The sequence below is a fragment of the Streptomyces agglomeratus genome (assembly GCF_001746415.1).
Lineage (GTDB): Bacteria > Actinomycetota > Actinomycetes > Streptomycetales > Streptomycetaceae > Streptomyces > Streptomyces agglomeratus.
The window spans coordinates 2,244,092-2,266,389 of the sequence record NZ_MEHJ01000001.1; the positions used below are offsets into that span (position 1 = coordinate 2,244,092).

The window sequence follows — 22,298 nt, forward strand, 5'->3', positions numbered from 1 at the left end:
GCCCGCCGGTCACAGACCGGGCCCCTGGAACCCACTGCGCCGGTTCCGGGGGCCCGCTGCGTTGCGCGGCCGGCCCCGCCCCGCTACTTCCCGTCCGCCTCGGCCGCGGCGTTGATCGCGGCGAGCGAGCGGCGTACCTGGTTGCGGTCCGTGGTGTACCAGAAGTCGGGCAGGGAAGCCCGTAGGTAGCTGCCGTAGCGGGCATTCGCCAGCCGCGGGTCGAGCACGGCGACGACGCCGCGGTCCCCCATGGCCCGTACGAGCCGTCCTGCGCCCTGGGCCATCAGCAGCGCCGCATGGGTGGCCGCGACGGCCATGAAGCCGTTGCCACCGGCTTCCTCGACCGCCTTCTGCCGGGCGCTCATCAGCGGGTCGTCGGGCCTCGGGAACGGGATGCGGTCCATGACGACCAGCTGGCAGCTCGGCCCCGGCACATCGACGCCCTGCCAGAGCGACAGCGTTCCGAACAGACACGTCTTGGGGTCGGCCGCGAACGACTTGATCAGCTCGCCCAGCGTTTCCTCGCCCTGGAGCAGGATCGGCATGTCGAACCTGCCGCGCAGCTCCTCGGCCGCCTCCTTCGCCGCCCGCATGGAGGAGAAAAGACCCAGCGTGCGGCCTCCGGCAGCCTCGACCAGTTCCGCGAGCTCGTCCATCATGTCGCCCCGCGAACCCTGGCGGCCCGGCGTGGCGAGCTGGCGGGCGACGTACAGGATGCCCTGCTTCGGGTAGTCGAAGGGCGAGCCGACGTCCAGGCCCTTCCAGACCGGCACGTCGTCGCCCTCCGTGCCCTCGGGCGAGAGGCCGAGCGAGGCGCCGACGCCGTTGAAGTCGCCGCCGAGCTTGAGCGTCGCGGAGGTCAGAACGACGGAACGCTCACTGAAGAGCTTCTCGCGCAGCAGCCCCGACACGGAAAGCGGGGCGACGCGCAGGGAGGCCCCGTAACGCTCGTGCCGCTCGCACCAGACCACGTCGTACTCGGAACCGTTCGCGATCCGCTCCGCGACGCTGTGGACGGACTCCACGGCCGCCAGCGCCTGCTTGCGTACCGCGTCCTCGTCCTGGACGGCCTTGTCGCGGGTCGAGCCGATGGCCGAGATGACGTTGCGAGCGGCGTCCCGCAGCGCCATGAGGGCGTACCCAAGATCCTCCGGGACCTCTTCGAGGCGCCCGGGGAGCGCCAGCTCCATCAGCCGCTCGAAGGACTCGGCGGCCGTCTGGAGCTCGTCGGCGACCTTCTCGTTCACGAGCTTGGCCGCGCGGCGCACCGCCCGGTTGACCTGCCCGGGGCTGAGCTCACCGGTCGCCACGCCGGTCACCCGGGAGACCAGTTCGTGCGCCTCGTCGACGATCAGCACCTCGTGCTGCGGGAGCACCGGGGCGCCCTCGATGGCGTCGATGGCGAGGAGCGCGTGGTTGGTCACGACGACATCGGCGAGCTTGGCGCGCTCGCGGGCCGCCTCGGCGAAGCATTCCGCTCCGTACGCGCATTTCGACGCGCCGAGGCATTCGCGCGACGAGACCGACACCTGGGCCCAAGCCCGGTCGGAGACTCCGGGGGTGAGATCGTCGCGGTCGCCCGTGTCCGTCTCGTCGGCCCAGTCGCGCATGCGCAGCAGATCCTGGCCGAGCTTGCTGGTCGGGGCGGCGGCTTCGAACTGGTCGAAGAGGCCGTCCTCCTCTTCCTGCGGTACGCCCTCGTGGAGCCGGTGCAGGCAAAGGTAGTTCGACCGCCCCTTGAGCATGGCGAACTCGGGGCGCCGGCGCAGCAGCGGATGCAGCGCCTCGACCGTACGCGGAAGATCACGCTCCACGAGCTGGCGCTGGAGGGCCAGGGTCGCCGTCGCCACGACGACACGCTCGCCGTGGGCCAGAGCCGGGACCAGGTAGCCGAGGGACTTTCCGGTGCCGGTGCCGGCCTGGACGAGCAGGTGGGCGTTGTCGTCGATGGCTCCGGCCACGGCCTCGGTCATGGCGACCTGGCCGGGCCGCTCCGTGCCGCCGACGGCGGTGACGGCGGCATGGAGGAGCTCGGGGAGTGAGGGCTTCGTCATAGCCCGTCCAGCCTACGGGGCACCACTGACAACCCGGGTCACAGCGACGGCGGCGTCAGGAAAGGTGGAGCGGGTTCGGAACGGTCCCGTGGACCGCGGCGTGCGGGCGGGTGGAGCGGTCGCGGTAGCCGTCGAGGTGCAGGCGATTGCGGTTGAGGCAGAGGCGCTCGATCCGCGGGGTGAGCAGATCGAAGATCTCGAACCGGTCCTTGAGCTCGGGGAAGCGGGCCTGGTGCCGGAGAATTTCTGCCCGTACGAGTGACCAGAATTCGTTCTCGGGAACGTCCAGTTGCTCTTCGCACAGGGGCGCCAGATATCGGAACACACCCACGAACAGACCGGAATGAATGAACTGCGTGAGAAAGGCGGGCGGCTCGGTGAGCAGGACGTCGCGCACGTCGTCGGGCATGGTGTCGTGCTCGGGCAGCGGCTGCGCGCTCACGTTGACGTCGTCCACGAAGTCCTTGATCGCCAGGCGCACCGGGATGTCCTGGTCGTCGAAGACGACGATGGCGTTCTCTCCGTGCGGTGAGAAGACGGTGCCGTAGCGGTACAGGAAGTGCAGCAGCGGCGGAAGCATCGCGGCGAAGAGACGCTGGAGCCAGACGGACGGAGCCAGTCCGGAGCGGGCGACGAGTTCCGCCGCGAAGGCGCGTCCCGCGGGGTCCGTGTGGAGCAGGGAGGCCAGCGTACGGGCGCGTTCGCCGGGGGCCAGCCGCCCCGTGAGCGGCTCGCGCCAGATCGCGCCCAGCAGCTCCTTGTACTGGTACGGCACCTCGGGCAGGGAGTCGTACAAGGGGTGCTCGACGGCGACGGAGGCGACCTCGCCCAGGAGGATCACTCCGCACTCGTCGCGCAGGAAGGGGTCCGCGTCCCGCAGTCCGTGCACCCAGGAGGTCACGGCGGGCGCCGCGAGGGTGCGCTCGGTGGGCAGTCCGCGCCAGACCAGCGTGTTCAGGACGGCGAGCGGCAGCTTGACCGTGTGCCGGTCGGGCCGACTCGTATTGAGGAACGTACGGATGGACTGCTGCGGCAGCCGTACGTCGCCGTCGGTGGGCAGCGGAACGATGGCGTCCCGGGCTACGGCGGGCGCGAAGAGCGGCAGGACCACCTCGTCCCACTGCCAGGGGTGCACGGGCAGGTAGAGGTACCGCTCGGGGTTCAGGCCGCGGGCGCGGAGTGCGGCGGCGAACGTCTCGCGGGTGGCGTCGTCGAGCTCGCGCGCGTAGAGGCGCTCGGGCGTGGCGAGTAAGGGCACTCCGCGGTAGCCGGCGATCTCGGTGCTGACGGCGATCCAGGGCAGGGTGGCCGGTGTGCGCGCTTCGGGCGCCCAGCGGGCGGTGTCGGTGGCGGAGAAGCCGAGGCGGCCCTTGTTGAGGACGAGCCAGGGGTGGCCGGTCTGATGGCCTTCGAGTTCCGCGTACCCGAGGTCGGCGAGGTCCGCGGCGGACACGGCCGTGTGGTCGAGGCGGGCGTCGGCGGCCAGGGTGGCGCCGAGCTCGCGGATGAGGTGGCCGAGGGTGGGCCCGTCGAGTTCGAGGAGGCGGCGGGCGAGGATCAGGAAGCGCAGGGGGTCGCCGAAGGGCCGGCCCGCAACGTCGGCACCGGCATCGGCGTCCGTGTCGCTGTGGCTGTGGCTGTCGCTGTCGCTGCTGTCACTGCCGCTGCCCGCCTCGGTGCCGGCGTCGCGCTCGTGGAGTTCGATCGTCTCGGGCATCACGCGCCAGCTGCCGTAGGCGCCGCGCCGCGCCCGGAACGACAGTGATCCGCCGTCGTCGAGCAGGAGGGTGTGGCGGTCGCCGTCGCCGGGCTGCGGGACCGGCTCGATGATCTCCTCGTACGCGAACTCACTGAGCATCTTGGCGAGGAGGCGGCGGGCCGCCAGGTCCCAGGTGTCCGGTTTCAGCTCGGGCGGGGCGAGCAGCGGGAGCGAGTCCTCGAAGTCATGGGCGACGGCGGGCTTCGGCACGGGGACTCCTCCGGGTGGAACCCATTCGGGGCGAGCGGTGTATGAGAAGTAGCGGATCGTTCACAGCAGGTTTCGCAGGGCGCGCTCGCGGACCATGAGCGCGGCTCGCTTGTCGGGGAGGTCGAGTTCCGCGGAGAAGCGGAAGCCGGCCCCGAGGAAGGCGGAGACGGAGGGGGTGTTGCGAAGGTCGGGTTCGGCGACGACACGTGCGCAGGCGGGACGCCTGTCGAGTACGAGATCGGCGACGGCTCTGAGGAGGGTGGTGCCGAGGCCGCGGCCCCGGTCGGCGACGCCACCGACCAGGAGGTGGACGCCGGTGTCGTGCGGGCGCGCCGGGTAGTGGCGGGCCAGCGGGTCGAGGTCGGCGCGGTAGATCTCCCAGTAGCTCATCGGTACGCCGTCCAGTACGCCGAGACAGGGTGCGCTGCGGCCGTCACCGTCGAGCTGGGGGCGCAGGTGGGCGGCGGTCACGTCCTGCGGCCCTTCGAGTTCCCAGAAGGCGGCGACGGCCGGGTCGTTCATCCACTTGCTGATGAGCGGCAGGTCCCGCTCGATGCGTACGGGAACGAGCTGGAAGACGCCGGCGGAGGTGGTGAGCGGTCCCCAGTCGGCGGGGGTGTCGAGGAGGCCACCGGCCGGCCCGGGGGCGGTCACCGACGCGTCGTCGACAGGCCCAGAGGCCGTCACCGGCCCGTCCCCACCGAACAGCGCGAGGAGTTCGTCGGTCAGGCGCAGGTCGAGGGTGTCCTCGGTGCTGGATCCGGCGCGGGGCGCGGAGTTGGTTCCTGCGTCGGTGCTCGCATCGGTGGGAGGCACGGTGACGCTCCTCTCAGCAGGTCGGGTGGGACATGGTCCTTCAGGTGCGAAGGGGGTTGGCGATGGTGACGTAGACGGACTGGGTGTCGACCGGGCCTTCGAGTTCGTCGAGGCCGTGCAGCCGGGTGAGCAGGTTGGCCTTGCAGCGGAGGCTGGGGGTTTCCAGGAGCTGGGCGGGCAGCGGAGAGCCCAGTGTGGTGCTCTTGCCCAGGAACTGGCGGAAGGCGGCGATCAGGACGCGTTCGTCGGCGAGCCGCTGGGCGCCGAACGCTCCGATCAGGCCGAGGACGTTGTTGATGCCGAGGTAGTAGGCGAAGCGTTCGTCGGTGACATCGTCGGGGACGAAGGTGTCGCTGGTGGCGCCGATCCCGGGCAGGCGGCGTTCGAGTGACGCGCGGTGGGATTCACGGAAGTAGTACCCCTGGTTGTCGCGGTAGCGGCCTCCGACGGGCCAGCCGTCGGGGTCGAGGAGGACCAGGGTGTTCTGCTGATGGGCTTCCAGTGCGACGCCTGCCGTGCCGTCCAGCCAGAACACCGGGCGTACGACGTGGTCGAGGTAGCGCAGGAACCACTCGGCCGCGACGGCTCCGGTGGGCCGGCCGGTCCGGGCGGCGAGCCGGGCGACGACCTCGGCGAGGCGGGAGCGCATGCCGGTGCGGCCGGGCCAGGGGCGTGGGGCGGTGAGGCCGGCGATGCAGACGGCGTCGTCGCCGGGGCCGAACGGGTTGTGGCGCAGAAGGGCGTCGAGGCCGGGGACGGGTGCGCCGTCGGTCGTGTCCACGGCGAGCCATGCCGGGTCGCGGATGATGTCGAAGCCCGGGTGGGCGGCCTGCCATTCCTCGGCGAGTCCGGCACGCAGCAGCCGGTGGACCTCGACGCCGCGGTGGAGTTCCTTGCGGAGGTTCTCGCGTCGGGAGTTGGTGATGCGTACCCCGAGCGAGAGCTTGAGCATGGCGGGCGAACCGGGGCGGTACACGGTGCGGACGGAGGAGGTGGGGTGCCAGGGGGCGCCGTGAGGACCGAGGTCGTGAAGGAGGCCCTGCTCCAGGAGCGCCGCCACGTCGGGCCGGTGCCGGAGTTCGCGCGCCTGCCAGGGGTGGAGCGGCAGCGGGACCGTGTGGTCGGGAAGGCGCAGGCCGTCGGCGAACCGGACGGCGAGCTGCTCGACGGGGACGGTGCGGCCGCGTTCCGTCCAGGCCGAGTCCGCGGCCAGTACGGACCGGTCGACGGCCATCCAGTGAAGCGGAAAGGAGCCGTACAACTCGGGTGAGTACAGCAGCGCTTCGGCGTCGGAGAGTCCCTCGCGGCTTTTCGGCGTGGGGTGCAGCGGGTGCCCGAGGAGAAGCGACTGTTCCGCGCCGAGGAACAGATCTGCCTCTTCGGCCGGGCCGGGGTGTGCGCGCCGCTCGGTGATGAACCGGGCGGTTCGCCGGACCGAGTCCGCGACCCGCCCGACCAGGTCCGCTCCTTCGCGCTGCCCTGCCTCGCGGCCGAGAAGAGCGGCGACCGTGACGGCGTCGGCGGGCGGGGCCCCCTGGGGGCCGCCTTCCAGAGCCGGCATGCCGAAGCGGTGCCATCCGGTGGCCGACCAGTAGCGGACGGGGGCGAGCAGGGCGGTGCCGCTGGCGTCGAGCGGGATGCGGAGCACCGGTCCCAGGGGCCGGCCGAGGTCGTTCTCACGGACCCAGCAGCGCAGCAGGTTCTCGACGGCGGCGGCCTCTGCCGCCGCGTGCGGGTCCGGGTGGTCGAGAAGGTCTGTGGCGGTGCCCGCCGGCTGCGGGCGTGCGGCCGCGGCGGGAGTGCGCTGCTCCCCGTGGGCGCCGCTGCCCTTCTGCCGGGGCACCCTGGCCTCGTCGATCACGAGGCGGCTGTGCGGGGTGCCCTGTCCTCGGTCCTGGGTGGTGGGACGGTCTTCGGCCTCGGACGCATCGGGCGCGGGAGTGGTGTTCACGGGAGGCTTCCTTGGGACGAGGTCCGGGGTCAGTTCGACAGCCCGGTCGGCTGCCGGTGGTACGAAGAGCGCTCGGCGGCGGACAGCGCGTCGGCCAGACGGTCGAGAACCGCCGTGGCCTGTTCATCGGTGAGAGTGAGAGGAGGCAGTAGCCGTACGACGCCCGAATGGCGGCCGCCCAGTTCGACGATGAGCCCGCGCTCCAGGCACTCCTGCTGGACGGCGGCGGCCAGTGCGGGCGCCGCCGGGGGGACGCCCGTGGACGTACCGCTTCCGGAGCCGGAGCGGCCGGAGCCGCCTGTGGCGCGGTCCGCGTCGGGGTCGACGAGTTCGACGCCGATCATCAGCCCCCGGCCGCGTACGTTCCCGATGCACGGGTGATCGGCGGCCAGGCCCTGCAACTGGCCCATCATGCGTGCGCCGAGCACACCGGCGCGCTCGGCGAGCCGGTTCTCGCGTACGTACGCCAAGGTGGCGGCGCCGGCGGCCATGGCGAGCTGGTTACCGCGGAACGTTCCGGCGTGCGCGCCGGGCTCCCAGGCGTCGAGGTCGGCCCGGTAGACCACCACGGCCAGCGGGAGGCTGCCGCCGATGGCCTTCGACAGCACCATCACGTCGGGCACGATGCCGCTGTGTTCGACCGCCCAGAACGTGCCGGTCCTGCCGACTCCGGTCTGCACCTCGTCGGCGATCAGCGGAATCGAACGGTCCGCCGTGATCCGGCGCATCCGCCGCATCCATTCGTCGGGTGCGGGGATCACCCCGCCCTCCCCCTGCACCGGTTCGAGGATCATGCCGGCCGGGGTGGCCACCCCGCTCTTGGGGTCGTCGAGGAGGTTCTCGGTCCAGCGGGCGGAGAGCTCGGCGCCGCGTTCGCCGCCGACCCCGAACGGGCAGCGGTAGTCGTACGGATAGGGCAGGCGGGTCACCCCCCGTACGTCCCGGGCGCCGCCCGAGGCGTCGAGAGCGCCTGCCGTCATGCCGTGGTACGCCCCGGTGAAGGCCAGCAGCCCGCTGCGCCCGGTGGCGGTGCGTACGAGCTTGAGCGCGGCCTCGACCGCGTCCGTACCCGCGGGGCCGCAGAACTGCACCCGCGCGTTGTCGGCGAGCCCGCGCGGCAGCGTCGCGAACAGCTCAGTGGTGAACGCGTCCTTGACGGGGGTGGCCAGGTCCAGCACATGGAGCGGCGCACCCGAGTCGAGGACCCTCTTGATGGCTTCCAGGACCACGGGGTGGTTGTGACCCAGTGCCAGGGTCCCGGCGCCCGAGAGGCAGTCGAGATAGCGCCGCCCGTCCGCGCCCTCGATCGTCAGCCCCCGGGCCCGTACGGGAACGATGGGCAGCGACCGCGCGTAGGTGCGGGCGGAGGATTCGCGCAGCGACTGGCGGCGCAGGATCCCCTCGTGCGCGGCGGTCAGTACCGCAGCGGCAGGTTCGGTCACGGCCACGTCTGTTGGTCCTCCCGCGGTGAAGCTTCCGTCGCTCGCAGATTGTCTGTACGTCCGTGCCCGCCAGAGCCGAACGCCGACCCTGCGTCCCCCGTACGTACCAACGACGGTGGCGGCGGAGGATCACGGGCAATAAGAAGATCCTTACGTCTGGGGAACCGCGCCCCTGCCGCGTGCCGTCCCCATCGGCACCGGCATAGTGGGGACCGCGTTCCGGCCCGGAACTCCGTGGCCGGGGTGCGCGATGTACGTAACGCGCACAGAGTTCGCAGAGTTCGCAGAGTTCGGTGAAGAAGATTTCGAAGTCCCAGGGGGATCAACACATGCGACCCATTCGCCCGACCATCGCAGCACGTGGCGGGAGGAGCGCGCGTCGCCGAACCTCCCCCGCACTCGCCGCTGTCGGCCTCGCCGCGGCCCTCGCGCTGACCGCCACCGCCTGCGGTCCAGGCGAGGACAACGCGGGCGGCGAGCCGAGCGCCTCCGCCGGCCAGGCCACCGACGGAAAGATCGTCATCCCCGACGACCTGAAGGACCGGCTCAAGGAACACGGCGTCGACCTGGACAAGTGGAAGGGCGGCGCCTGGAAGGACTGGAGCCGGGACGACTGGCTCCGCGAGGCCGAGGACTACATCAACCCGATCATCGAGGACCTGTGGAACCCGGACCGCATGCGGGACGCCGAACAGCCCGACAGGCCGGTGGACAACGACATCTCCGGCGACGAGGGTGTCACCGACCCGACGCCCGCGCCCGTTCAGGCGCTGCCGGTGAAGACCCCGTACACGGCGAGCACCCCCGAGTCGGGGAAGCTCTTCTTCGACGGGCCCGAGGGCTCGATGGTCTGCTCGGCGACCGTCATCAAGGATGCGGCGCACCCCGGCAAGTCCAACATGATCTGGACAGCCGGCCACTGTGTGCACGCCGGCAAGAAGGGCGGCTGGTACCGCAACATCGCCTTCGTCCCGTCGTACAACGACACCGGCAAGTCCGCCGCTGAGCTCGACGCCGCGCCGAAGAACGAGAAGGAAATCGCTCCGCACGGCGTGTGGTGGGGCGACTGGGCGCAGACGTCCACGCAGTGGATCGCCCAGGGCGGCCCGACCGGTGGTGAAGGCGCTCCGTACGACTTCGCGGTGCTGCACGTCACGCCCGAGAAGGGAAGCGGCAAGTCCCTCGAGGAGACGGTCGGTTCGGCCCTTCCGGTGGAGTTCGACGCACCGGCCACACCCGAGATCGCGAGCATGACGGCGACCGGCTATCCCGCCGCTCCGCCGTTCGACGGCCAGAAGCAGTTGCAGTGCGCCGACAAGCCCGGGCGCCTTTCCATCCAGGCCGGCGACCCGACGATGTACCGCATCGGCTGCACGATGACCGGTGGCTCCTCCGGCGGCGGCTGGACGGCGACCGGCCGGGACGGCAAGCCCGCGCTGGTCTCCAACACCTCGATCGGACCGGTGACGGCCGGCTGGCTCGCCGGTCCGCGCCTGGGCAAGGAAGCCAAGTCGATCTACGACACCGTGAGCGGGAAGTTCGCCGGCCAGTAGCGCCGCGGAGCGTCACGCCGGAACATCGAACAGCCCGAAGGCCCGCCCCCTCGTCGTGAGAGGGCGGGCCTTCGGGTTTCGCTCTGTGGGGTGCGCCCGGGGGTGTGGCCCGGTCAGCGAGTCGCCGCCGGCACGTACGGCGCGAGGTCCGCCGCCAGCTCCTCGTGCACCCGCACCTTGATCAGCGTGCCGTCACCGGTGTGCTCCTCGGAGATCACTTCCCCCTCGGCGTGTGCCCGCGAGATCAGCCCGCCGTGCGTGTACGGCACGAGAGCCTCGATCTCGACCTCGGGCCGGGGCAGCTCCGAGTCGATCAGCGCCAGCAGCTCCGCCATGCCCGCGCCCGTACGGGCCGACACGGCGATGGCGTGACGCTCGATCCGCAGCAGTCGCTGGAGGACGACCGGGTCCGCGGCGTCCGCCTTGTTGATCACCACGATCTCGGGCACGTTCAGCGCGCCGACGTCACGGATCACTTCGCGTACGGCCGCCAGCTGCTCCTCCGGCGCCGGGTGCGAACCGTCCACCACGTGCAGGATCAGGTCGGAGTCGCCGACCTCTTCCATCGTGGAGCGGAACGCCTCGACGAGGTGGTGCGGCAGATGCCGTACGAAGCCGACCGTGTCGGCGAGGGTGTAGACCCGGCCGGTCGGCGTCTCGGCCCGGCGCACAGTCGGGTCGAGGGTGGCGAACAGCGCGTTCTCCACCAGCACGCCCGCGCCGGTGAGGCGGTTGAGCAGCGAGGACTTGCCGGCGTTGGTGTACCCGGCGATCGCGACGGAGGGCACCTTGTTGCGCTTGCGTTCCTGGCGCTTGATGTCGCGGCCGGTCTTCATCTCCGCGATCTCCCGGCGCATCTTCGCCATCTTCTCGCGGATCCTGCGCCGGTCGGTCTCGATCTTGGTCTCACCGGGGCCGCGGGTGGCCATACCGCCGCCACCGCCGGAACCGGCGCCGCCCATCTGCCGGGACAGCGACTGACCCCAGCCGCGCAGCCGGGGCAGCATGTACTGCATCTGCGCGAGCGCGACCTGGGCCTTGCCCTCGCGGGACTTGGCGTGCTGGGCGAAGATGTCGAGGATCAGGGCGGTCCGGTCGACCACCTTGACCTTGACGACGTCTTCGAGATGGATGAGCTGGCCGGGGCTGAGCTCACCGTCGCAGACGACGGTGTCGGCACCGGTCTCGATCACGATGTCGCGCAGCTCGATCGCCTTGCCCGAGCCGATGTACGTGGCCGGGTCCGGCTTGTCACGACGCTGTACGACACCGTCGAGCACCAGGGCGCCGGCGGTCTCCGCCAGAGCCGCCAGCTCCGCCAGCGAGTTCTCGGCGTCGAGCACGGTTCCGGAGGTCCAGACACCGACCAGCACGACACGCTCCAGGCGCAGCTGCCGGTACTCGACCTCGGTTACGTCTTCGAGCTCGGTGGAGAGGCCGGCCACCCGTCGCAGCGCGGCGCGGTCGGAGCGATCGAACTGGTCGCCGTCCCGCTCCCCGTCGACTTCGTAGCTCCAGGCGACGTCCTCTTCCATCAGGGCATCGGCCCGAAGGCTCTCGGTCACGTTCTCCGTGAAGCTCTGTGCGTCATTGGAAGCGGAAGAAGAGGAGGTCATTGGATCCTTACGTCGAAAGAAAGTCGGTTACATCGGTCACAACGCGTGACATGGCCGGAAGATTCCCGCAGTGTCCGGAGTCCCCCGTCCCGGCAGCGCCGCCGACCCGTTGATAGTGGCACGCCGCTCCCCGGGCCGTCACTCCGGTTTATGCCCGCTTCCGGTGCCGCCGCACCTTCCGTCCCCCGGGGCCCCTGCGGCCGGCCCCACGGCCCGCCACGTGGCTCTCCTTCTTCCCCGGCGGCCTCGCCCTCCGCCTCACTTACCGGCCGGCTTGCCCGCCGACTTGCCGGCCGACTTGCCGGCGCCCTCGGTGCGCCAGTCCGGGTGCCCGGGCATCGCCGGTGTCTTCTTCCCGTACAGCCACTCCTTGAAGAAGGCGGACAGGTCCCGCCCGGCGATCTCCGAGGCGAGGTGGGTGAAGTCTCCGGTCGTCGCACTCGTGTCCCGGTGCTCGCTGACCCACCGCCGCTCCAGCTGACCGAAGGCGTCCTTCCCGATCTCCTGGCGCAGGGCGTAGAGCACCAGCGCACTGCCGTCGTAGACAACCGGCCTGAAGAGGCTGATCTTCTTCCCCGGTGCGGGACTCCGGGGGGCCGCGGGCGGACCGCCCTGCGCCCGCCACGCGTCCGACTGGGTGTACGCCTGGCGCATCCTCGCCTCCAGCGGGCGCTTCGCGTGGTCCTCGGCGTACTTGGCCTCGTACCAGGTGGCGTGCCCCTCGTTGAGCCACAGGTCCGACCAGGAGCGCGGCGAGACGCTGTCGCCGAACCACTGGTGCGCCAGTTCGTGCACCATGATCGATTCGACGTACCAGGCGGGCAGCTCGGAGCGCGTGAAGAGCGCGCGCTCGAACAGCGACAGCGTCTGCGTCTCCAGCTCGAATCCCGTCTCCGCGTCGGCGACGAGCAGCCCGTACGTCTCGAGCGGATAGCGGCCGACCTGCCGCTCCATCCACTCGATCTGCCCGGGCGTCTTCTTGAGCCACGGTTCGAGCCGCGCGCGGTCGGCGGTGGGCACGACGTCACGCAGGGGAAGGCCGTTCGGCCCCTGCCGACGCACCACGGTCGACCGGCCGACGGAGACCTGGGCGAGCTCGGTCGCCATGGGGTGCGTGGTGCGGAACGCCCGGGTCGCGCCGCCGCCGGCCGCCTTCTCCGCCTCTCCCACGGACAGTCCGTTGGCGACGGCCGTCATGCCCTTCGGCACGGTGACACGGAAGGTGAAGAATGCCTTGTCGGCGGGGTGGTCGTTGCACGGGAACACCCGGTGCGCCGCGTCGGCCTGGTTGGCCATGGCGAGGCCGTCGCGCGTACGCACCCAGCCGCCGTCCGGCCCCTCCTTCGGGCTCGGGTCGCTGGTGTGCCGGACCGTGATCCGCAGCGGCCAGCCCTCGTGCACCGGTTCCTCGGGCGTGACGACCAGGTCCTCCCCCGCCGTCGCGAACGCCGCACGCCCGCCGTTCACCTCGACCGACTCGACGGTCCCCCGCGAGAAGTCGAGGTTGACGCGGTCGAGCCGTTCGGTGGCCACCGCGTCGATCTTCGTGACCGCGTCCAAGGGCTTGCTGTTGCTTCCGCTGTACGTGAAGGAGATGTCGTACTTGCGGACGTCGTATCCGGGGTTTCCCAGATGTGGGAAGAGCGGATCGCCGATGCCGAGGGCGACGGGGGGCGCGGGAGCGGGCACGGTCGCGGCGACGAGGGTGGCCGATGCGGCGGCCAGCAGGGCGGCACGCAGGCGCCGGGAGGTGAGCAGCATGATCTACCGCTACCAGCGCGTGCCGTGGCCGCCGGGACGGCACGCGAAGCCCCCACTCGAAAGAGCGCCGTGTTCGATCAGGCGGGCGCGGGATGCTGGGCGCGGCTCACGTCGTACACGCCGGGCACCTCGCGCATCGCGCGCATGAGCGCCGGGAGCCCGGCGGCGTCGGGGAGCTGGAGCGTGTACGTATGCCGTACGCGCTGCTCGCTCGGCGGTTCCACGGTGGCCGAGACGACCGCCGCGCCCGCGGTGGCGATGGCTTCGGTGAGGTCCGCGAGGAGCCGGGGCCGGCCGAACGACTCGGCGACGAGGGTGACGCGGCAGTCGCCCGTGGCCAGCCACCGCACCCCCACCGGCTCCCGCCCGCGCGCCCGCATCCGTCCCACGGCGGGGCACTCCTCGCGGTGCACGGTGACGGCGCCGCCCCGCACGGCGAAGCCGGTGACGGTGTCCGGCGGTACAGGCGTACAGCAGCCGGCCAGCCGTACGGTCGCGTCCGGCAGGTCCACGACTGCGTTCTCGGCGACGCGGCGCACCAGGGAGTCGATGCCGGGCGCCGCCGAGGCGGCCCCACCCCGGCTCTGGGCTCCGGCGGGCGGCCACCGGCCCCCGCGACGGCCGCCTCGTCCTGCGGGTGGGCGGAGAGCCAGCGCGTGATGGCGATGCGCGCGGCGGCCGTACGAGCGTGGTCGAGCCACCCGGGCAGTGGTCCCGAGCCGATGTCGTGGGCGAGGAGCAACTGCACCGTGTCGCCGTCGCCGAGCACCGTACTGAGCGTCGCCAGGCGGCCGTTGACGCGCGCGCCGATACAGCGGTGCGCCGCCTCGCCGTACTGCGCGTACGCGGCGTCCACGCAGCTCGCACCGGCCGGCAGCCCCAGCGTGCCGCCGTCCGAGCGGAACACGGTGATCTCCCGGTCCTCGGCGAGATCCGCGCGCAGCGACGTCCAGAAGGTGTCGGGGTCGGGTGTGGACTCCTGCCACTCCAGCAGCCGGGAGAGCCAGCCGGGCCTGGTCGGGTCGGCGCGCTCGCCCTCGACGGCCGCCTCGGCGCCGTCGGTCGGTGTGTACGGGTTGCCCAGGGCGACGACACCCGCCTCCGCCACCTTGTGCATCTGGTGCGTACGGATGAGGATTTCGGCCACTTCACCGTCCGGACTCGCGACGGCCGTGTGCAGCGACTGGTAGAGGTTGAACTTGGGCGCCGCGATGAAGTCCTTGAACTCGGAGATCACCGGGGTGAAGCAGGTGTGCAGTTCGCCCAGTACGCCGTAGCAGTCCGCGTCCTCCGCCACGAGCACCAGCAGCCGCCCGAAGTCGGTGCCGCGCAGTTCGCCGCGTTTGAGCCTGACCCGGTGGACGGAGACGAAGTGCCGTGGTCTGACGAGGACTTCGGCGGCGATACCGGCCTCCCGCAGCACCTTCCTGACCTCGTCCGCGATGACGTGCAGGGGGTCGCCCGCGCTCGCGTCGGCGGCGATCAGGGCGCGCGTGCGCTCGTACTCCTCGGGGTGGAGGATCGCGAAGACGAGGTCCTCCAGCTCGGTCTTGAGCGCCTGTACGCCGAGCCGTTCGGCGAGCGGGATCAGGACGTCGCGGGTGACCCTGGCGATGCGGGCCTGCTTCTCGGGACGCATCACGGTGAGGGTGCGCATGTTGTGCAGCCGGTCCGCGAGTTTGATCGACATGACGCGGACGTCGTTTCCGGTGGCGACGAGCATCTTGCGGAAGGTCTCGGGTTCGGCAGCGGCTCCGTAGTCGACCTTCTCCAGTTTCGTCACCCCGTCGACGAGGAAGCAGACCTCCTCGCCGAACTCCGCACGCACCTGTTCGAGCGTCACATCGGTGTCCTCGACGGTGTCGTGCAGGAGCGCCGCGGTCAATGTCGTGGTCTCGGCCCCCAGTTCGGCGAGGATCAGCGTCACGGCCAGCGGATGCGTGATGTACGGCTCGCCGCTCTTGCGCATCTGGCCGCGGTGGGACGACTCGGCCAGTACGTACGCCCTGTGCAGGATGGAGAGGTCCGCGTCGGGGTGGTGGGCGCGGTGGGCGTCCGCGACGTGGCCGATCGCGTCGGGCAGCCGGTCGCGCGACGTCGGACCGAGCAGGGCGACCCGGCCGATCCTGCGGAGATCGAGCCTGGTGCGGCCACGCCTGCGACTGGTGGCGCCTGGGTTGGCGGCCTCTGCACTCATGGGCACCTCCGGCAACGTCGACCGGCGGTGGACGGGTGGACCCACGTCCCGGCCGGTGCTTGATGCTACCGAGCCCACCACGCCTCGCAGTCCCGCTCTCGCTCAGCGTGAACCGGATCACCCATTCGAGCGAAGTCCCGTACGGCACCCGTTTCCTGTTGCTCGCAGGGGCCGTACGGGTCCAGCGGTACGGGTCTCCGCGCTTCCCGTGGCTGTGCGCGCCGGGGGCGACGAGGTGCTACTGGCCCGGAGCCGTCCATTCGGCGTCGATGGTGCCCTCCGCGACGATCACTGCGGGCCCAGTCATCTCGACGGAGCCGTCGGGCCGCTCGGTGATTACCAGGCGCCCGCCGGGAAGGTCCACGGTGTACGCCACGGGCTCACCGGTGACTGCGGGGTCGGCGCCGTCCCTGCGGGCGGCGGCGACGGCCACGGCGCAGGCACCCGTACCGCAGGAACGGGTCTCCCCGGAGCCGCGCTCGTGCACGCGCATCGCGACGTGGCGCGGTCCGCGGTCGACGACGAACTCGACGTTGACGCCGTCCGGGTACGCGGAGGCGGGGCTGAAGGGCGGGGCGGTGAGAAGATCACCGGCATGCTCCAGGTCGTCGACGAAGGCGACGGCGTGCGGATTGCCCATGTTCACGTTGCGGGCGGGCCACTCCCGGGACCCCACGGAGACCTTGACGTCGCCCCCGGGGAGGACGGCCCGGCCCATGGAGACGGTGATGTCGCCGGTGTCGCCGCCGGACTCCGCCTTGGCGATGTGCACCCGCTTGACGCCGCCACGGGTGGCGACGGCCAGGTCGCCCTCGCCGACGAGGCCCGCGCGCTGAAGGTAGCGGGCGAAGACGCGGACGCCGTTGCCGCACATCTCGGCGATCGAACCGTCCGCGTTGCGGTAATCCATGAACCACTCGGCCACGTCGGCCATCGGCCGCGCCTCGGGGTGCGCAGCGGACCGTACGACGTGGAGCACGCCGTCGCCGCCGATGCCGGCCCTGCGGTCGCAGAGCCGCGCGACGAGGGACGCGGGCAGGTCGACGGTGTTGTCCGGGTCGGGAACGATCACGAAGTCGTTCTCGGTCCCGTGGCCCTTGAGGAAGGCGATCGGCGAGGTGTTCACGGCGTCAGAAGTGCTCACGGCGTCAATCGTACGGGCCGGGTACGACAGGCGGTCAGCGGAGGCGGGCCACGCGCCAGACGGCCAGCGCCACGACGCCCGTGCCCAGCAGGACGTACAGCGCGATCAGTCGCCAGTCTGGACGCCTGCCGGACTCCCTGGACGGCAGGCCCGGCCAGGTGTGGCCGACCCGGCGGGCGGCCATCATGCCCCAGCCGGCGGCGCAGCAGCTGATCAGCAGGCCGAGCATGGCGACGACCGCTCCGCCGTCACCGAACTCGAAGGCCAGGGGGAAGGCGAACATCAGGGAACCCAGGGCGGCGAGTCCCACGATCGGCGCGAGCTGCCAGATGCGCAGGCGCCGCTGCGGGCGCAGCTCGACCTCGACCTCGGGGCCCGTCGCGGTCCCGGGCGACCCGTCCTGGTCGTCGGGCCCGTCGGGGCTCAAACGGTCCGGTTCGTCCTGCGCTGTGTCACGAGGGCCGGCTTCCATCGCCACGCGCCCTCCCAACTTGGACTCACTGGTCGATCGAAGCTTGATGATGGCACGGGCCCGGCCACCCGAATGACGGGCGGAGCGTCCCGATGCCATCACGTGATCAGGCTGTAACCGCTCGTTCGACCAACGCCAGAGCCCGATGCGGGAGTTCCGCGCGGTCCTGGGCCGCGCCGCTCAGCCAGTGGACCCGCGGGTCACGGCGGAACCACGAGTCCTGGCGGCGCGCGAAGCGCTTGGTGGCGCGTACGGTCTCGGCGCGCGCCTCCTCCTCGGTGCATTCGCCCGCCAGGGCGGCCAGCACCTGCTGGTATCCCAGGGCGCGGGCCGCTGTGCGCCCTTCCCGCAGGCCCCGCGCCTCCAGGGTGCGCACCTCGTCGACGAGGCCCGCTTCCCACATGCGGTCGACCCGTGCCGCGATGCGCTCGTCGAGCTCCGGGCGGGCGACGTCGACCCCGATCTGGACGGTGTCGTACACCGAGTCGGGGCCGGGCAGATTGGCCGTGAACGGCTTCCCGGTGATTTCGATCACTTCGAGTGCCCGGACGATGCGCCGGCCGTTGCTCGGCAGGATCGCGCGCCCCGCGTCGGGGTCGGCGGCGGCGAGCCGCGCGTGCAGCGCACCCGGGCCACGCAGCTCCAGCTCCTCTTCCAGACGGGCCCGTACGGCGGGGTCCGTGCCGGGGAATTCGAGGGCGTCGATGGCGCCCCGTACGTAGAGCCCGGAGCCGCCGACGAGGACCGGCGTGCGGCCCTCGGCGAGCAGCCGGTCGATCTCCGCTCGGGCGAGCCGCTGGTACTCGGCGACGCTCGCCGCCTCGGTCACGTCCCAGATGTCGAGGAGGTGGTGCGGGACGCCGCCGCGCTCGGCGGGCGTCAGCTTGGCGGTGCCGATGTCCATCCCACGGTAGAGCTGCATGGAGTCGGCGTTGACGACTTCCCCGCCGTAATGCCGGGCGAGGGCGACGCCCAGATCGGACTTTCCGGCTGCCGTGGGGCCGACAACGGCGATGACCCGCGGTGCGGGAGCTGCAGTTCTCACTCGCACAGTCTCGCAAACCCCGGGCCCTCTCCCCGAACGAGTTACGTGACGGCACGCGGCCGGGTTCGTTGCCTGTTGCGAGGTTCCGACCGCCGGTTTACGGACCGGTGCCCCCGGCGGACGCGACGAGACGCTCCGGCCGGGCGCGGGATTTCGCCCACACGAGTAAGGTATGGAGCAGATATGGGCGTTTTTGCATGGTTTAGCCGCAAGTCCAAGAGTGCCGTTGAGGCGTCAACCGAGGAGGCGAAGGCTGCCACTCCGACGGCCGAGACTCCGGGGGAAGCCGCGCAGGAAGAGCCGGAAGGCGGTGCCGAAAAGGGCGCCGACGCTTTCGACGCGGCCGCTGCGGAGAACGTGGAGATTCCCAAGCAGCAGTCCTCGGACGAGGCGGCGGACAATGGCGCCGGAGAGAGCGCCCGTAAGTAGTCCCCCCGAAGAGCGAAGGTGGCCCATGGGTTTCCTGGATTCGTTGAAGGCCAAGCTTGCTCCTGCGAAGGACAAGGTCTCGCACTTCGCGCAGCAGCACGAGGGCCAGATCGAGCACGGTCTGAACAAGGCCGCCAAGGCGGTCGACAGCAAGACCAAGGGCAAGTACAGCAGCCGGATCGAGTCGGGTACGGGCAAGGCGAAGCACGCCCTGGACCGCATCGCGCACATGGACGGCGGGCACGGCGGAACCGGAGGCCCCGGCACCGGCACCACGCCGCCGCCTCCCCCTCCGGCCGTCTGACACGTGACCGTCTGACACGTGGCTCTTAAATGTCGTGGCCTATTGGCCGGCAGCAACGGTGGACGGCCGCGGAGGGAAACTCGCTCCGCGGCCGTCCCCGTGCTCGCGGTCCCGGTGGCCTGCCGTCAGCTCGGTGGTGGCCGCCCGTGCTCTCCGGCGGTCCGGCGGTCTCAGGACCAGACGGCCACGAAGTAGCCGCTCTCAGGACCAGACGGCCACGAAGTACCCGACGCCGTAGGGGGCGTCCTCGTACAGCAGCTGTCCGCCCAGACCGGCGCCCTGCGCCGCGCCCGCGAGGACCTGCCAGGGCGCCCGTCCCGCCGCCTGGAGTTCGCACGCCAGGGTCTCGTCCAGAGCCGTGAGGGCGGCTGTGTCGGCCGCGCCCAGAGCGCGTGCCGCCGCTTCGTCGAAGCCCTCGGCCCGTTCGTCCAGGTAGCCCGGCGCTTTGAGCGTCCGGCACGCGCTGCCTTCGCCCATCACGAGAAGGGCCACGCGCTCCGCCCGTACGGCGAGTTTCCGGCCTTCCTGTACGCACGCATCGCCGGTCAGCCGTTCCCCGACACGGAGGCCCTCCACAGGGGCGTCGGCCCACTGCGTACGGGAGAGCAGCCAGGCACCGACGGCGAGCGACTGGGGAAGCTCGCCGGCGGGGTCGCTTCCCGGGAAGCCCGTCGGCGTCCTGACGGCCGTTCCGAGGAACGCTCCGAGATCGACGCCGAAGCCCCTGAAGCTGCCCCTGGCGCCCTGCGGGTACGTTCCGGTGCCCTCCTGGTCCGCTGCGCCGACCACGACGAGCAGGTCGGGGCGGGACGCCGCGAGGACCCCCACGGCGTCCGCGCACGCGTCCCGTGCGGCGTCGAGTTCCGGTGCGGCACCCGAGGCGACCTCGGGGACCAGGAGCGGCGGACAGGGGCACACGGCGGCGGCGACAAGCATGCCCGGCAGCCTAGTGCCCCTGGGGCGGACCGTTACTGGACGGAGCAGCCACCCGTGGCCGCCGGCAGCGGTTGCGGTACGCCGACCTTGGGAAGGCCCAGCAGAACGCCCGCGCCCTGCTTCGGCTCCGCCGTGCGCTTCTGCCAGGCGTCGCCCGCGCGGGTGCGGCGTACCGCCTTCGCGGGGCCTTCGGCCAGCAGGTGGTGGGGAGCGGCGTAGGTGATCTCGACCGTCACGACGTCACCGGGACGCACGTCCTCCTCCGGCTTCGTGAAGTGGACGAGACGGTTGTCGGGGGCGCGTCCGGACAGTCGGTGCGTGGCGCCGTCCTTGCGGCCCTCGCCCTCGGCGACCATGACATCGACGGTCCGCCCGACCTGCTTCTTGTTCTCCTCCCAGGAGATCTCCTCCTGGAGGGCGACCAGCCGCATGTAGCGCTCCTGGACGACGTCCTTGGGGATCTGGTTCTCCATGGTGGCGGCCGGCGTTCCCGGGCGCTTGGAGTACTGGAAGGTGAACGCCTGCGCGAAGCGCGCCTCGCGGACCGTGTGCATGGTCTGCTCGAAGTCCTCCTCGGTCTCGCCGGGGAAGCCCACGATGATGTCGGTGGAGATGGCGGCGTGCGGCATCGCGGCGCGCACCTTCTCGATGATGCCGAGGAAGCGCTCCTGGCGGTACGAGCGGCGCATGGCCTTGAGGACGGTGTCCGAGCCGGACTGGAGCGGCATGTGCAGCTGCGGCATGACGTTCGGCGTCTCGGCCATCGCGGCGATCACGTCGTCCGTGAAGTCGCGCGGGTGCGGCGAGGTGAAGCGCACGCGCTCCAGGCCCTCGATCTTCCCGCAGGCGCGCAGGAGCTTGGAGAACGCCTCGCGGTCACCGATGTCGGAGCCGTACGCGTTGACGTTCTGGCCGAGCAGGGTGATCTCGGAGACGCCCTCGGCGACCAGTGCCTCGATCTCGGCGAGGATGTCGCCCGTCCTGCGGTCCTTCTCCTTGCCGCGCAGCGCCGGGACGATGCAGAAGGTGCAGGTGTTGTTGCACCCGACGGAGATGGACACCCAGGCGGCGTACGCGCTCTCGCGGCGCGTCGGAAGGGTCGAGGGGAACGCCTCCAGCGACTCGGCGATCTCGACCTGCGCCTCTTCCTGGATTCGGGCGCGCTCCAGCAGCACGGGCAGCTTGCCGATGTTGTGCGTGCCGAAGACCACGTCGACCCAGGGGGCCCTCTTGACGATGGTGTCGCGGTCCTTCTGCGCGAGACAGCCGCCCACGGCGATCTGCATGCCCGGCCGCTTGGTCTTCATCGGGGCGAGCCTGCCGAGGTTGCCGTACAGCTTGTTGTCGGCGTTCTCCCGCACCGCGCAGGTGTTGAAGACGACGACGTCGGCGTCACCGTCGGCGCCTTCCGGCGCACGCACATATCCCGCGCCCTCCAGGAGGCCCGAAAGCCGCTCGGAGTCGTGGACGTTCATCTGGCACCCGTAAGTGCGCACCTCGTATGTCTTCTCGCTCATCTCGTACACCAGGGTACGGGGGCCGGGCACCCCCTGGTCCCCGAGGGGAGTGAACTGGCAGGATCGCCCGCATGCTCCCGGCCCTTTCCCGCATCAGTCGCCGCCGCGCCCTCCAGGGGGCCGTGGCGGCCCTCGTGGTGGCCGGGCTCCTGGTGTGGTGGCTCCTGCCGATCGGGGAGCACGCGCCGAGCGGGAAGATCACGTTCAGTACGGGTGTGAAGACCGGGGTCTACCAGCGCTACGGCGAGCTCCTCGACAAGGAGGTCGCCCGCGACCTCCCGCAGGTCGGCATGGAGCTTCGCTCCAGCGAGGGCTCGCGGCAGAACCTCGCGCGTCTGGTGAACGGCGAGGCCGATTTCGCGATCGCCACCGCGGACGCCGTCGCGCAGTACAAGCGGTACGAGCTCCCTGGTGCCGACCGGCTCCGCGGGTGCGCGCGGCTGTACGACGACTACGTGCAGCTCGTCGTTCCCAAGCGTTCCAAGGTGCGTTCCGCGGCCGGTCTCCGGAACAAGCGGGTCGCCGTGGGGCAGGACGGCTCGGGCGTACGACTGGTGTCGAACCGGCTGCTCCAGGCCGCGGGGCTGGATCCCGACCGGGACATCACCCCGGTGTCCATCGGCATCGACACCATGCCCGAGCGTCTGCGCGAGGGCACGATCGACGCCTTCTTCTGGTCCGGCGGCCTGCCGACCACCGCCGTAAGGGACCTCTCGAAGCACTTCGAGATCCGGCTCGTGCCCCTGGGCGACCTGGTGGACGAGCTGCACGCGGATGCCGGCCCCGCCCGCCACTACCGCTCCGCCGTGATGCCCGCCGACGCGTATCCCCTGGCTCAGGAGGGGGAGGCGGTTTCGACGGTGGCGGTCGCCAATCTGCTGGTGACCACGGACGCCGCCGACGCGCGGCTGACGGAGGGGCTCACCCGTACGGTCATAAGGAGCCGCGACCGTATCGGCATGGATGTGCACGCGGCGCAGCTGGTGGACCTGCGGACCGCCATCTACACGGATCCGCTGGAGCTGCACGAAGGAGCCCAGCGCTACTACCGGTCGGTCAAGCCGTAGACGGCGTTGCGGACGGCGCCCGCGT

Annotated in this window: 16 protein-coding genes and 1 pseudogene; 4 read left to right on the forward strand and 13 right to left on the reverse strand. The window is 71.3% G+C overall.

The window, feature by feature from the left end:
* Positions 1–83: 83 nt before the first annotated feature.
* The 5 genes from AS594_RS09355 to AS594_RS09375 are packed head-to-tail and all read right to left on the reverse strand — an operon-like array spanning position 84 to position 8,238.
* Positions 84–2,054, reverse strand: coding sequence for an ATP-dependent DNA helicase (locus tag AS594_RS09355; protein WP_069926534.1), 1,971 nt, complete (start codon positions 2,052–2,054; stop codon positions 84–86).
* Between the two features lie 55 nt (positions 2,055–2,109).
* Positions 2,110–4,023: an IucA/IucC family protein gene (locus AS594_RS09360; protein ID WP_069926535.1), complete on the reverse strand. Its 1,914-nt coding sequence runs from the start codon at positions 4,021–4,023 to the stop codon at positions 2,110–2,112.
* Positions 4,024–4,083: 60 nt separating this feature from the next.
* Positions 4,084–4,839 carry a GNAT family N-acetyltransferase gene (locus AS594_RS09365; protein WP_069926536.1) on the reverse strand — a complete coding sequence of 252 codons (756 nt, stop codon included), beginning with the start codon at positions 4,837–4,839 and terminating at the stop codon, positions 4,084–4,086.
* A 40-nt stretch (positions 4,840–4,879) separates the two neighbouring features.
* A complete protein-coding gene (locus tag AS594_RS09370; protein WP_069926537.1) occupies positions 4,880–6,790 on the reverse strand; it encodes an IucA/IucC family protein in 1,911 nt (636 codons plus the stop codon).
* 29 nt (positions 6,791–6,819) lie between these two features.
* Positions 6,820–8,238, reverse strand: coding sequence for a diaminobutyrate--2-oxoglutarate transaminase family protein (locus tag AS594_RS09375; RefSeq protein ID WP_069926538.1), 1,419 nt, complete (start codon positions 8,236–8,238; stop codon positions 6,820–6,822).
* Between the two features lie 323 nt (positions 8,239–8,561).
* Here AS594_RS09375 and AS594_RS09380 point away from each other — a divergent pair, with 323 nt between their 5' ends.
* Positions 8,562–9,785 (forward strand): trypsin-like serine peptidase, encoded by a 1,224-nt coding sequence (locus tag AS594_RS09380; RefSeq protein ID WP_069926539.1) that lies wholly within the window; start codon positions 8,562–8,564, stop codon positions 9,783–9,785.
* Positions 9,786–9,898: 113 nt separating this feature from the next.
* On the opposite strand, the gene hflX is transcribed toward AS594_RS09380, so the two are convergent.
* The 6 genes and pseudogenes from hflX to miaA all read right to left on the reverse strand — a co-directional run bounded on the left by hflX (position 9,899) and on the right by miaA (position 18,020).
* The gene (gene hflX / locus AS594_RS09385; protein WP_069926540.1) at positions 9,899–11,401 is read right to left on the reverse strand and encodes a GTPase HflX; all 1,503 of its coding nucleotides are present in this window, start codon (positions 11,399–11,401) and stop codon (positions 9,899–9,901) included.
* 258 nt (positions 11,402–11,659) lie between these two features.
* Complete coding sequence (locus AS594_RS09390; RefSeq protein WP_069933177.1) at positions 11,660–13,162, reverse strand: M1 family metallopeptidase; 1,503 nt, start codon at positions 13,160–13,162, stop codon at positions 11,660–11,662.
* 77 nt (positions 13,163–13,239) lie between these two features.
* Positions 13,240–15,359 (reverse strand): annotated as a pseudogene (locus AS594_RS09395) (RelA/SpoT family protein).
* A gap of 238 nt (positions 15,360–15,597) precedes the next feature.
* Positions 15,598–16,485, reverse strand: a complete 888-nt coding sequence (dapF, locus tag AS594_RS09400; RefSeq protein WP_069926543.1) for a diaminopimelate epimerase — start codon at positions 16,483–16,485, stop codon at positions 15,598–15,600.
* 52 nt (positions 16,486–16,537) lie between these two features.
* On the reverse strand, positions 16,538–16,975 hold the full coding sequence (locus tag AS594_RS09405; RefSeq protein WP_079144703.1) for a hypothetical protein: 438 nt from the start codon (positions 16,973–16,975) through the stop codon (positions 16,538–16,540).
* A 106-nt stretch (positions 16,976–17,081) separates the two neighbouring features.
* Entirely contained in the window at positions 17,082–18,020 is a 939-nt protein-coding gene (gene miaA, locus AS594_RS09410) for a tRNA (adenosine(37)-N6)-dimethylallyltransferase MiaA (RefSeq protein ID WP_069926545.1), read from the reverse strand.
* 183 nt (positions 18,021–18,203) lie between these two features.
* Here miaA and AS594_RS09415 point away from each other — a divergent pair, with 183 nt between their 5' ends.
* Together AS594_RS09415 and AS594_RS09420 are read left to right on the forward strand one after the other, a co-directional pair.
* A complete protein-coding gene (locus tag AS594_RS09415; protein ID WP_069926546.1) occupies positions 18,204–18,449 on the forward strand; it encodes a hypothetical protein in 246 nt (81 codons plus the stop codon).
* Between the two features lie 25 nt (positions 18,450–18,474).
* Positions 18,475–18,753, forward strand: coding sequence for an antitoxin (locus tag AS594_RS09420; RefSeq protein WP_069926547.1), 279 nt, complete (start codon positions 18,475–18,477; stop codon positions 18,751–18,753).
* 201 nt (positions 18,754–18,954) lie between these two features.
* Here the strand turns inward: AS594_RS09420 and AS594_RS09425 are convergent, their stop codons facing one another.
* A complete protein-coding gene (locus tag AS594_RS09425) occupies positions 18,955–19,689 on the reverse strand; it encodes a class III extradiol ring-cleavage dioxygenase family protein (protein WP_069926548.1) in 735 nt (244 codons plus the stop codon).
* 32 nt (positions 19,690–19,721) lie between these two features.
* Positions 19,722–21,206 (reverse strand): tRNA (N6-isopentenyl adenosine(37)-C2)-methylthiotransferase MiaB, encoded by a 1,485-nt coding sequence (gene miaB, locus AS594_RS09430; protein ID WP_069930398.1) that lies wholly within the window; start codon positions 21,204–21,206, stop codon positions 19,722–19,724.
* A gap of 71 nt (positions 21,207–21,277) precedes the next feature.
* On the opposite strand from miaB, the gene AS594_RS09435 reads away from it, so the two are divergent.
* Positions 21,278–22,273, forward strand: coding sequence for a TAXI family TRAP transporter solute-binding subunit (locus AS594_RS09435; protein ID WP_069933176.1), 996 nt, complete (start codon positions 21,278–21,280; stop codon positions 22,271–22,273).
* Positions 22,274–22,298 lie beyond the last annotated feature (25 nt).

What these genes read in the sequence shown, in the direction of transcription:
- AS594_RS09355 (WP_069926534.1), bottom strand. Translation starts at nt 2,054, where the DNA reads ATGACGAAGCCCTCACTCCCCGAGCTCCTCCATGCCGCCGTCACCGCC.
- AS594_RS09380 (WP_069926539.1), top strand. Translation starts at nt 8,562, where the DNA reads ATGCGACCCATTCGCCCGACCATCGCAGCACGTGGCGGGAGGAGCGCG.
- hflX (WP_069926540.1), bottom strand. Translation starts at nt 11,401, where the DNA reads ATGACCTCCTCTTCTTCCGCTTCCAATGACGCACAGAGCTTCACGGAG.
- AS594_RS09390 (WP_069933177.1), bottom strand. Translation starts at nt 13,162, where the DNA reads ATGCTGCTCACCTCCCGGCGCCTGCGTGCCGCCCTGCTGGCCGCCGCA.
- AS594_RS09405 (WP_079144703.1), bottom strand. Translation starts at nt 16,975, where the DNA reads ATGGAAGCCGGCCCTCGTGACACAGCGCAGGACGAACCGGACCGTTTG.
- AS594_RS09415 (WP_069926546.1), top strand. Translation starts at nt 18,204, where the DNA reads ATGGGCGTTTTTGCATGGTTTAGCCGCAAGTCCAAGAGTGCCGTTGAG.
- AS594_RS09420 (WP_069926547.1), top strand. Translation starts at nt 18,475, where the DNA reads ATGGGTTTCCTGGATTCGTTGAAGGCCAAGCTTGCTCCTGCGAAGGAC.
- AS594_RS09425 (WP_069926548.1), bottom strand. Translation starts at nt 19,689, where the DNA reads ATGCTTGTCGCCGCCGCCGTGTGCCCCTGTCCGCCGCTCCTGGTCCCC.
- miaB (WP_069930398.1), bottom strand. Translation starts at nt 21,206, where the DNA reads ATGAGCGAGAAGACATACGAGGTGCGCACTTACGGGTGCCAGATGAAC.
- AS594_RS09435 (WP_069933176.1), top strand. Translation starts at nt 21,278, where the DNA reads ATGCTCCCGGCCCTTTCCCGCATCAGTCGCCGCCGCGCCCTCCAGGGG.